This window comes from Ruegeria sp. AJ12 (assembly GCF_056536245.1).
In genome coordinates, this window is the sequence record NZ_JBQFJJ010000001.1 from 4,033,427 (window position 1) to 4,044,956 (window position 11,530).

An 11,530-nucleotide genomic window follows, 5' to 3' on the forward strand; every position below is an offset into this window, starting at 1 on the left:
CCAACGATGTCGCGAGTTGTTCGAAACCGACCGATGGGGCGGTCGGTTCCGCACCGGCGAAAGTAGCGAAGATATGCCCATTTCCGCTTGGTCATCGGGCCACGAACTGGCTGCCCAGCGGCTCGGACGATGTGTTCATCCAAACCGTCTTGGGTCGTGTGTAATCGTAGACGGCCTGAAACCCGCTCTCACGGCCATAGCCCGAGGTTTTCATGCCTCCGAACTCGGCGATCGGGGACACCGCCCGATAGGTGTTGACCCAGACGATTCCGGCACGCACCGCACGGCTCATGCGCAGCGCGCGGGCGCTGTCTCGGGTGAAGATGCCTGCTGCCAACCCATGCACGGTGTCATTGGCTAGCGCCAGAGCCTCTTCTTCGGTTCGAAAACTCAGGACACTCAGTACCGGGCCAAACAACTCCGTGTCGACGATGTGCAGATCCGGGCGAGGACAGTCGACAATTGTCGGCTGAAAATACATGTCCGAGCCTGCTTTGGCGCGCTTGCCGCCACAGACGATCCGTCCGCCTTGTTCGACTGCGCGCGCCAGTTCCCGCTCGATGGTTTCGATCTGCGCATGGGTACAGAGCGGACCCATCTCCGTTTCTTCCGCCATCGGGTCACCGATCTTTGCGGTCTTTGCAATTGCGGCCAAGCGCTCCAGAAATGTATCTGCGATAGTCTCTTGGACAATCAGACGCGACCCGGCGACACAGCTTTGCCCTGACGCCGCGAAAATCCCCGAAACCGAGCCGTTCACCGCGCTCTCCAAATCGGCGTCGTCAAAGACGATGAAGGGAGATTTGCCGCCGAGTTCGAGGCTGATTTCGGCAAAATTCTCCCGCGTATTCCCAATCACGTGGCGCGCCGAAGCCGGACCCCCGGTGAACGAAACCCGCGCCACCAGCGGATGCGAGGTCAGCACTCGACCGCAGGGATCTCCGTGACCAGTAACGATATTGACCACACCATCGGGGATACCTGCCTCGGCGATCAATTTGCCAAATTCCAACATCGCGGCAGAGGCATGTTCAGACGCCTTCAACACCACCGTGTTGCCTGCTGCCAGCGCCGGGCCGATCTTGACCGCGGAAAGGAACAGTTGACTGTTCCAGGGCACCACCGCTGCGATCACTCCCAGCGGCTCGCGATCGGTAAAGACGAACATGTCCGGCTTGTCGATCGGCAGCGTCTCGCCGTTTATCTTGTCGGCAGCCCCGGCAAAGAAGTGATAGAACTCACTGATGTATTTCGCCTGCCAGCGGGTCTCCTTGAACATCTTGCCGGTGTCGCGGGTCTCGATTTCCCCCAAGGCTTCGGACCTGTCCGCCAGAAGATCCGCCAGCCGGCGCAGGCAGTGGCCCCGCTCGGTGGCGGTCATCCGGGACCAGGGGCCGTCATAGCAGGCCCGATGCGCGACGCGCACCGCCCGGTCCACATCCTCGGCGCTCGCCTCGGGAATCTCGGCCCAATTCTCGCCGGTTGCCGGGTTCAGGCTCGGGAAGGTGCCACCATCTGAGGATTGCACCCATTCCCCGCCAATCAGCATCTTGTATGTCTTCATTTTTTCGGAACCTTTATGTGAGGACTCATCCATCATTCCACTCCGCAGACATGAGATCTGCGCATTTTTCGCCTACGGCATATGCAGCGGCATTCGTATTCGCAGACACGATGAAAGGAATGACCGAGGCATCGGCGACCCTGAGACCGCGGAGACCCGTAACCTTGAGGTCCGGATCCACCACGGCCATACCGTCAACGCCCATCTTGCATGTGCCCACAGTGTGCCAGCTTGTCTGTCCGGTTGACCGCGCATAATCGAGAAGTTCATCATCTGATTGGGCATCCGGACCCGGCAATACCTCCCGCTTGATAAGCTGGCTAACTGAGGGGGTACGCGCCAATTGTCTGAGAATTTTCAGGCTTTTGACAACGGTGTCCCGATCGCCCGCATCTCCGAGATAGTTCGCAACGATCACCGGGTCATCTGATGGATTTTTGGACCGGATGTGGATCGATCCGCGTGAGGCTGGTCTGAGTTGAAATGAATTGAGACTGAACCCGGGCCAGGGATCCACACCGAGGCCTTTTGCCATTGAGAACCGATCTTTTCCGGTGACATGCGCGACCTGGAGTTTGAGGTCAGGAGACGACAGCGACGGCTCGCTTTTCATCAATGCATGCACTGTCACCGTCGATGTCGCCATGAGCCCGCGTCTGGTGATTGCGTATTTCAATGCCATCCACGCCCCGCGCAGGCGGTTGTTCAACGCATCATTGAGCGTGATTGATCTTGTGGTTTCATAGGTGATGCGAACATTCAAATGGTCCTGAAGGTTTGCTCCCACTCCAGGAAGATGTGCGACCGGCGAAATGCCATGCTGGCGAAGAATGCGCTCATCTCCGATACCAGAGCGCTCCAGCACAAGCGGAGAGCAGAGCGCACCGCCACAGAGAACAATCTCCTTCTCTGCAAAGTACCTGCCAGAGGTTCCATCATCATTGCGGACTTCGACACCAACGGCGCGACCGCCCTCAAAAAGAATGCGGTCAACAAGCGCGCGGGTCCGCACGTACAAGCCGGATTTGCCACGGACAGGCCTGAGGTAGGCGCTCTCGGCCCCGCAGCGTTTGCCCCTGTCCACAGTCAGCTGAAGATAAGAAACCCCCTCGTATTGCGCCCCGTTGTAATCGGACGTCTGCGGAATCCCCAGTGATTTACACCCGTCCAAAAACGCTTCGGTTATGGCGTCGCTGTGAGCTATGTCGGTCACCTTGATTGGGCCACCGCGCCCGCGCCATTCCGGATCACCGTCGGGACGATCCTCGATCCGCTTGAAGATCGGCAGAAGGTCATCGTATCCCCAGCCCGGACAGCCGGACTCGCGCCATTCATCATAATGGGCCGGATCGCCACGTACGAAAAGCATGCCGTTGATACTGCTGGATCCGCCAAGCACCTTGCCCCGGGGCCAAAACAGCCTGGCCCCTTTCATTTCCGGCTCCGGCTCGGTGTGAAATGCCCAAAGGATCGAGGGATCGGCGAGCATGCGCCCCACGCCCAAAGGGACAGACATCCAGGGGTGGTTTGCCTCACCGCCAGCTTCCAGGAGGAGGATTCTGTGACGCCCGGACCCACTGAGCCTAGAAGCGAGTGCACTTCCCGCTGACCCAGCGCCGACGATGATGAAATCGAACCGATCAGACGCCATCGCGAGTCCCCATGAAAATACGGTCAAGGATTTTTGCGAGGAAAAGGATTGCGAGACCGGCGAGAAGCCCCTGGCCGATCGAAGCATATTGAAGCGCTTCGAGAACATCTTCGCCAAGGCCCTTGGCACCGATCAACGAGGCGACGACCACCGTCAACAGGCTGAGCAGAATGGTCTGATTGATCCCGGCACGAACACTGGGTGCGGCCAGAGGAAGCTCAATCCGTGTCATCAAAAACCACTCAGACGCACCGAAAGCCACCGCTGCCTCGCGAATGGAGGCTGGAACGCTCTGAATACCCAGAACTGTCAGGCGCACGACCGGTGGCGTCCCGAAGATCAAACACGTTATGACCGCCGCCGCCTTTCCCGTGCCGAAAAATGCGATGACCGGGATCATGTAAACAAACGTTGGAACAGTCTGCTGCATGTCCAGAATTGGGCGTATAATGCGATAGACCCGCGGTCGGCGCGCCGAAAAAATCCCAAGAGGAATACCCAGGCAAATGCTGATGCAAGCCGCTGTTCCCAGCAGTGCCAAAGTTTGCATCGCGAGCGTCCAAAGCCCAACAAGACCGATATAGCCCAAGAACAGGGCTGCAATCAGGGCAGCGGACAAATTGGCGGAAAGTAACGTGATACCGACCAGGAACGCGGCCACGATAATCCATGGGGTTTGGACAAACACCGTTTCGAGAAAATCCAGGACAACACGGATACCGAAGCTAATCGAGTCGAAGAAACCGTCACCATAAATGGTGATGGCGTCGAACACCGTCTCGATCACATAGACAGCCCCCCGCCTGATTTCAGGAAAATCGGGAAACCCGCTCACAAGCGGAGCTTCAATCGCAAGAACGTAGTGTCCGAAGCTGATTGCAAATACGCCCAAAACAAACGCCACGGCGACAGTCAGCCGCCAGCGATCCGTGAGCTTTCGCTCTTCGCGTGTGCTGAGCCAGACAGAAAAGCGCCGCGCGAGGATCGGGTTGGCCACAACGGACATCAGAAATCGAGAGGCGGCGAACAGGAAGAAGCCGGCAAGCACCAGACCGAAGCGGCCGTTTTCAATCTGTTGAACTTCGCTATTGGCTTGCTTGATGATCTCCGTAAGGCCTTCAATGTTGCGGCGCAAAGCGTCGACATTCGCCGCCCCTGTTTCTATTGCGGCCTGCAGCTGAGCCTGTCGCAAAGACAGCTGAATCTCGACAGAGTCGATGCGCTCGGTCACCGAAGATGCAAGGTCCGCCCAAATTCCTCGTCCAATCAAAATCAGCGCCAAATTCTCGATGAGCGTGAAAACGAGCATCCACGGCCAAAGACCTCGCATGCCGTACCAGATCGGGCCCAACAGCAACGCCGCATGGTTGACCGACCAGACAAATCCACGACTTTCGCTAATCCTGTCAAATACTGCGGCATAACGATCTCGGCCTTCTTGACCCAGATAACTCACCAGCGCAGTGTCACGGGCCCGGTCATAACGTCCGTTGGTCAATGCGCTTCCTCCTGAATGGCGGCTTTCAGAAGGTCGGACTTCGTCACCACTCCGACTGCGGTTTCTTGGTCGTCCACGATCACGATCGGGCCGCTCTCATGGGCTGCGATGCGGATCATCTCATCCAGTCGCATATCGGCGCGCAGTCGGCGCGCGTTCTCATTCGGGGCTCCGTGTTGAGTGCTCCACTGGCCAAAGTCAGACATGACAGCAGATGCCGGCAGCACTCCGAGCCGCGAGATCCCCGATACGAAGTCGCGTACATAGTCGTCAGCCGGCCCTGAGATGATTTGCTCCGGCGTCCCAGTCTGAACGATGGCCCCATCCCGCATGATCGCGATACGGTCCCCGATGCGAACAGCTTCTTCGAGATCGTGCGTGATGAAGACCGTTGTCTTTTTCATCACGGATGCCAGGTTTACGAACTCTGACTGCAACTGACGACGGATCAGCGGATCAAGGGCGCTGAACGGCTCGTCCATCAGCAGAACCTCTGCATCAGCGGCTATTGCCCTTGCAAGACCAACACGCTGCTGCATCCCTCCCGACAGCTCTTCTGCGAACTTGTTGGCCCAAGCACCCAGCTCAACCATATCCAGTGCATCATATGCTTTGGACATCTGATGTTTCTGGGGAAGCCCGCGAATTGCCAGTGGTAAAGCCACGTTGTCGATGACGCTTTTATGGGGCATCAACGCGAAGTTCTGAAAGACCATCGCGATATGCTCGTTCCGGAAGCGCCGCAGTTCCTGCGAGCCGAGATTGGTGATCTCACGGCCAGCGACCACGATGTCGCCAAACGTCGGATCAAGTAATCGGTTGATGTGACGGACCAGCGTGGATTTGCCACTGCCGGAAAGCCCCATGACACAAAACAACTCGCCTTCTTCAATCGACAAGGAGACATCCGCCACGCCGATTACGCAATTGTGCCGGTCCAGAGCGTCAGATTTGCCGATCCCACCACTTCGGATTTGTTCCAGAACAGCGGGTTCGGCCTCGCCGAATATCTTCCAGACATGTTTGAGTTCGATAGCGGGATTTGGCGACATACCAAAGACGTTCCGAGTTGTGGGGCTGGAATGGTTCCCGGTGCCCACCTTTCAAGAGAGCACCGGACAGCTGCGACTTCAGAGGCCGAACCAACTGTCGACGCGCGCGGAATTGGCCTCTATCCACGCCCTCACCAGGCTTTCCGGATCCTTGCCTTCATGGCCAATCTGGTAGGACCATCTGTTCACCGTCTCGATATCAAGCTCGATGTTGGACATCAGCTCGACCGCCAGCGGCGCACGCGTCTCAAGGCTCTTGGACCAGGCCATCTGCATCGTCAGAGGCGCACTGGCACAGGTAATCTTGGAACGCTCGAACCAATCATCCTCAGACTGAGCGACCAGCTTCCAGCAACCCGAGCCATCGTTTTCCGGCTCGTCCAGTTTAACCAGATCATAGGCTTCCCAAACCGAATCCGGTTTGGCACAGAAAGTGGCGTATCCTTCGTGCTTTTTGACGGCATCAGCCATCGCGGCTTGGTTCACGCCAACCTCAGCCCTGATCGCTTCTAGACTGTCTGACAACCCATAGTCGCGGATCTTGACCATGTTCTCGTTTGTCGACACCCAACCATTGCGACCGATCCATATTTCGCCTTTGCCGTCGCCGTCCCTGTCCAACTGCGCGGCAATTTCCGGACGCGCGAGATCATAGATCGATTTTACATTCTGTTCTTCATAGAAGTACCGAGGAACACAAAACCCACCGGAACCGTGATACGGTTTCCGACTGTAGTCGACCGTCCCATTTCCATCGACATATTTGTCAAAGAACGCACGCTGATTTGGAAGCCAGGTATCGGCATGGATATCAAAGTCGCCCTCGCCGGGCGTCCATTCCAGCCCAGACCGCAGAGTTCTCTCCGGGTTTGGTTTCGACCTCATACCCCATCCGTTCCTCAAACAGGATAGCCAAAAGGTGTTTGATCGCCTGAAATGACGGATAGGGATTGTCATTGATCGTGATCGTTTCGGCAGCTGCGCTGCCGGTTCCGACAATCAGTGCGGCAACCGAAGCCCTGAGCCCACGAGCCAGTATTGCTTTACATCCAAACATGTTGCTCCTCCCTTTGTGCCGGGCATTGAGTGGCTTTTTCGCCAGAAGTCGGCGCCACTATACTCCGGTCAACACACTGACTTTGACATTTTGTATGACAAAATACTGATGCATAGGTGGGTTATATCGGCATTATTGCCAAATATCGACTAAAAAGTTCAATAATTGTATACAAAGATAAAGCTTCACGAGGCATCCCACTCTTGGAGATGGTAAGCGGTTCAAAACATTTTCTCATATTTTCAAATGATTAAACTACATCTGACCCCTCACCTCCACTTGACCCCACACTGCAATAGCGGGAAACCCCTTGATCCGGGCGGCCCAGCTTGATCAAAATGTCAGACAATATATTGCCCAAAGCAGCAGACGGGGCTAGGCTTTGGCTCAAAGTCGAGTCGGCACTATGTAGCTTGATAATGCTGACGACTGCCGCCCAAGCAGCCATCGAGGGAGGAGATACCTTTGCCAAGATCCAGCAACAAAGAAGAGGCACTTGGTGTGTTCACAGACCTGCAAAACCAAGGTTTCAGTGAAGCGTCCGCATCAAGCTCTTCTATGCGAGAAGCTGCACAAGCCTGGATTCGCGAAGCGATCCTCGATGGGCGCTATCACGCAGGGGAGAAGCTGATTGAACGAGAGCTGTGCGATGCTACCGGCGCAAGCCGGTCGGTCCTGCGTGAAGCTCTGTCGCATATTGAAGCCGTCGGCTTGATTGTCAGACAATCCTACCGAGGCTATACCGTCGCAGATATGTCCTCTCACAGCATTGACGAAGTCTTCGAGTTGCGGGCAGCGGTCGAAACTCTTGCGGCCGAACTCTTTACAGAGCGCGCGAGCGAGCAGGAAATTGCGGACCTTAAACACGCCTTCAAGGAGGTTGAGGCGGCAATGCTCTCCGCAAGTGTCGTCAGAATTCGCAAAGCCAAGGAACGGTTTTTTGCGATCATTTTCAATGGCTGCCGCAACAGCGAAATCCGCCGGGCGCTGGAAAATGTTATTGACCGGATTTCCTACCTGCGATCACAGTTGATGAGCGATCCACAAAGACGTCACGACTCACTCCACGAGATGCGCCGCCTTGCATCTGCGCTCTGCGAACGCAATCGGCTGGAGGCCCGCGCCGCGTCCCTTGCTCACCTGGAATCCGCACGCGTTGCCCTCACGCGTGTTTTGTCCGATTCGAAACTGGCACAGGTTTGAGGAAGCAAAAAAGAAGTTTGCGCCGGTAACAGAACTCTTCCAGGGGGCTCGGACCGCCGTGTTACGGATTGCGAGTGATCCGATTGAATGTCCGCTGCCTCAATTTGTACTCGTGAAAGCGGCACAAGCAGCAAAGATCCGGTTTCCGCCCCGCCTGTTTAAGCCACGTGCCCCTTTAGGTCAGGCGCCGCGATGTTTGATTAACGCGCATCTGAGATTTTTCCTGCAAATCCGAATTCTTGGAGTCCACTGCTACTTGGTCTCCGAGCACTTCAAGAATCCCATTGCGCAGATCGTCCCTGGCGTAAGTTACTGTCAGCGGTGCTTCCAATGCCCCCTTGGCCTTAAACTGGTCTGTAAACTTCCGGCGCTTTGCGAAACACTTGATCGCATTCGAAAACTAGATGTGGGTTTCTGGGCTGAAAAGACGTTCCTATCGTGTGCAGCATTCGGCGTTTTGGGCTCACAGCGGTCTTGCGACACCGCAGTAAGAAAAATAAGAGGGCGGCTCAGAATTCCTGGTAAGGAAAAGAAGGAAAACGCCCGCCTTTCAGCGAGCGTTTGTATTTCAAGTCCGGATGACCGTCACATCTTGGACCGTTCCGATTTTAATGCCAGCCACAGACAGTAGCACATGATCAGAACCACCAGCGTGAAGGGGATACCGGTTGACACCGCCGCGCCTTGGAGGGCGCTGAGGCCACCTCCGAGCAGCAATGCGATCGCGACCAGCCCCTCCAGCGTGCACCAGAACACGCGCTGGACCACCGGCGCATCCATTTTGCCGCCTGCGGTGATCGTGTCGATCACCAGCGAACCGGAGTCCGACGAGGTCACAAAGAACACCACGATCAGAACCAGTGCGATTGGTGCGACGATGCTATAGAGCGGCAGTTCCTTCAGGAACCCAAACAGCGCGCCTTCGGGGGCATAGCTGTCGATCACTGTTGCACGGACACCGTCAGCGCCGCCTGCGTTCAGCATGTCGATGGCTGCGCCACCGAATGTCGACATCCACAGGGCACAGACCGCCGTGGGCGCCAGCAGAGCGCAGATTACGAACTCGCGCACCGTCCGACCCTTGGAGATGCGGGCGATGAACATGCCGACAAAAGGCGACCACGCGATCCACCAGGCCCAGTAGAAGGTCGTCCAGCCGTGGAAATAGCTGGTGTCTTCTCGTCCGAATGGATTCGAAAGGGCTGGCAACATCGTGACATAGTCGGTCATCACGCTGAAGTAGCGCGCAATGGCCGTGCCGATACCGGTGACCGCGATCACAAAGATGAACAGGCCAACGGCCATGATCATGTTGATCTCGCTCAGCCGTTTGACACCCGCATCCATGCCCATCAGGACCGAGCCCAGCGCAATCAGCGTGATACCGATGATCAGCAACACGACCACGGTCGGGCTGGGTTCAATCCCAAAAACCTCATAAAGGCCAGCAGCCACCTGCTGCGCCCCGAGGCCCAGAGACGTCGTCAAACCGAACAGGGTGGCAAAGACCGCCAGCGTGTCGATGATGTGGCCCCACCAGCCCCAGACGCGTTCACCCAGGATCGGGTAGAATGCCGACCGCAGGGTCAGCGGCAGACCAAGGTTATAGCTGAAGATCGCAAGGGCGAGACCCACCGCCGCATAGACAGCCCAGCCTTCAAGGCCCCAGTGGTGGATGGTGCCGACGACACCGGCGTATTCATTGCCCGGCACCGCGATATCAATGCCCAGTGGTGCAGCGTTGCCGCCCTCGGCAAAGTTGTAATAGACCGGCTCCATAACGCCGAAGAACAACAGACCGATACCGATACCGGCCGCAAACATCATCGCGATCCAACCGGCATAGGAATAGTCTGGTTTGGCATCTTTTCCGCCGATCCGGACGCTGCCGACCGGCAGGATAATCAGAACCAGACAGAACAAGGTGATTGCATCGACCGACAGCACGAGGAACCAGTCAAAGGTGCTGGTCAGCCAGGGCCGAAGCCATCCAAAGAACGTCGCTGCCGCTTCCTGGTTTGCAAGTGCGATCAGAACGAACGCAAAGATGAGGATACTTGAGATCAGAAAAACCGGGTTGTGAATATCCAGACCAAACGGTCTGACGTTGTCTTGCCCCAGTTCATACTCTGTTTCGAAATCGTAAATCCGGGGATCCGGATCCAGCATTTTCTTCGTTTGAGCCATTCGACTGCCCCCTGTTCGCTAGGTGCAAACGCCAAGGTATTCGGCCGGCAGACGGTTATGAGTTTTGTAACCCCCTTGGCGCATTTCCGTCATCTCGACCGCGGGTTCGTGGTAACACCCTACACCGTCATCAAAATTTCACAAAATGCATTCGGTTTGCTGAATTTGTCCCACCGAAATGGAGGGTTTCGTCGGCGTTTCTTGAACCACAAGCGACTGGGCGATCGAGCGCGGGCATTTGGCGGAGGGCGTGGTCGGTTCGGGACAGACTATCCCATCGGCCTTCATCCCGATCCGGGCCCGCGGATTGGGGTGAAGATCGTTCCGGGACCAGCATTCGGATCACAGCACCCAAGCCAGATCAGTTTTGAACCTGAGTCCCACCGGTTTTTGATGCGCCGCCGCGCAATACGGTCGACGAGGCTCTGAACGCTCCTGCGCTGATCCTCGTCCTCTTCCAGCGTCTCGATGTGATCGGCGTCCAGCCGGAACGTTGCCCGCATCGGCATCATCCCGTCGACAACAACCATCTCGTGATCCGTTGGATCGATGGTCAGCCTGCCGGTCAGACGGACGGGCTCATGGACGTAATCCGGCGTCCAGTTTTCAGACAGCACCACGCGGACCATCTGGTTTGGGGACGGTGGCGGTAAGTGGCTGCACATGCCGGGTTCGGGCACAAGATAGGCCACGGACTGCCCGTCAGCGTCCGGCGGCGCGGGAATGGCGTAGCCCGCGATGGACACGGTTTGGCCGTCATAGACCGGATTGCCCGCCGAATGGGCCATTTCGCGGCGTTGGATGACAGCCTCGCGCTGAGACAGCAACCAGTCGATGTCGATTCCCTCCGCGTCCAGCGCATCCTCGGTCTCGACCAAAAGCTCCTGCCATTTCTGACGTTCTTCCGCGCTGCCAACATCCTGTTGCAGGCGCCCGCGCAGGCGCACCGCAAAAACCACATCATCGAACTGTTCCGGTGTAAGGTCGCGGAACGGATCCTCGAAAACCTGGACCGAAGGGTCCGGCAGATCCGGCCAGTCCAGCGGCAGGGTTGGGGATGCCCATACGGCATGACCCGTCAGGATCGTAAAAACCGCCGCGATGATGCGCACCCATATTGTCATCCGTTTTCTCCGATCGCGGATCGTCTCTTCCGCACAGCGTAATTCTAGGGGATTTAACGCCTGCGTCTACGGATAAGGGGTCACAATCACGACAAGGCAGGCACCGCCGACCCACTCAGTTTCCCTTTCCTTCCCCGCCAATCTCCTGTATGCGCGCGCTATCTGAGACGTTGTGCCCTGACCCCGGCACTCAG

Annotated in this window: 9 protein-coding genes; 1 reads left to right on the forward strand and 8 read right to left on the reverse strand. The window is 56.9% G+C overall.

Translation table 11 applies throughout. The features are described from left to right. Positions 1–91: 91 nt before the first annotated feature. From ACR3E0_RS20260 to ACR3E0_RS20285, 6 genes are all read right to left on the reverse strand, one after another. Entirely contained in the window at positions 92–1,564 is a 1,473-nt protein-coding gene (locus ACR3E0_RS20260) for an aldehyde dehydrogenase (RefSeq protein WP_480475004.1), read from the reverse strand. A gap of 25 nt (positions 1,565–1,589) precedes the next feature. Continuing rightward, the gene (locus tag ACR3E0_RS20265) at positions 1,590–3,323 is read right to left on the reverse strand and encodes a GMC family oxidoreductase (RefSeq protein WP_480475006.1); all 1,734 of its coding nucleotides are present in this window, start codon (positions 3,321–3,323) and stop codon (positions 1,590–1,592) included. Continuing rightward, the gene (locus tag ACR3E0_RS20270) at positions 3,205–4,713 is read right to left on the reverse strand and encodes an ABC transporter permease (RefSeq protein ID WP_480475008.1); all 1,509 of its coding nucleotides are present in this window, start codon (positions 4,711–4,713) and stop codon (positions 3,205–3,207) included. The genes ACR3E0_RS20265 and ACR3E0_RS20270 overlap by 119 nt, the downstream gene beginning before the upstream one ends. After that, on the reverse strand, positions 4,710–5,765 hold the full coding sequence (locus ACR3E0_RS20275; RefSeq protein WP_480475010.1) for a quaternary amine ABC transporter ATP-binding protein: 1,056 nt from the start codon (positions 5,763–5,765) through the stop codon (positions 4,710–4,712). Before ACR3E0_RS20275 ends, ACR3E0_RS20270 begins: the two co-directional genes overlap by 4 nt. A 78-nt stretch (positions 5,766–5,843) precedes the next feature. Next, positions 5,844–6,650: a glycine betaine ABC transporter substrate-binding protein gene (locus ACR3E0_RS20280; RefSeq protein ID WP_480480903.1), complete on the reverse strand. Its 807-nt coding sequence runs from the start codon at positions 6,648–6,650 to the stop codon at positions 5,844–5,846. Further along, on the reverse strand, positions 6,577–6,822 hold the full coding sequence (locus ACR3E0_RS20285; RefSeq protein WP_480480905.1) for a hypothetical protein: 246 nt from the start codon (positions 6,820–6,822) through the stop codon (positions 6,577–6,579). Before ACR3E0_RS20285 ends, ACR3E0_RS20280 begins: the two co-directional genes overlap by 74 nt. 501 nt (positions 6,823–7,323) lie before the next feature. Here ACR3E0_RS20285 and ACR3E0_RS20290 point away from each other — a divergent pair. Next, positions 7,324–8,025 carry a GntR family transcriptional regulator gene (locus ACR3E0_RS20290; RefSeq protein WP_480475014.1) on the forward strand — a complete coding sequence of 234 codons (702 nt, stop codon included), beginning with the start codon at positions 7,324–7,326 and terminating at the stop codon, positions 8,023–8,025. 585 nt (positions 8,026–8,610) lie between these two features. Here ACR3E0_RS20290 and ACR3E0_RS20295 read toward each other — a convergent pair. After that, on the reverse strand, positions 8,611–10,212 hold the full coding sequence (locus tag ACR3E0_RS20295; RefSeq protein ID WP_480475016.1) for a BCCT family transporter: 1,602 nt from the start codon (positions 10,210–10,212) through the stop codon (positions 8,611–8,613). Positions 10,213–10,496: 284 nt separating this feature from the next. Beyond that, positions 10,497–11,336, reverse strand: a complete 840-nt coding sequence (locus tag ACR3E0_RS20300) for a DUF3299 domain-containing protein (protein WP_480480906.1) — start codon at positions 11,334–11,336, stop codon at positions 10,497–10,499. Positions 11,337–11,530 lie beyond the last annotated feature (194 nt).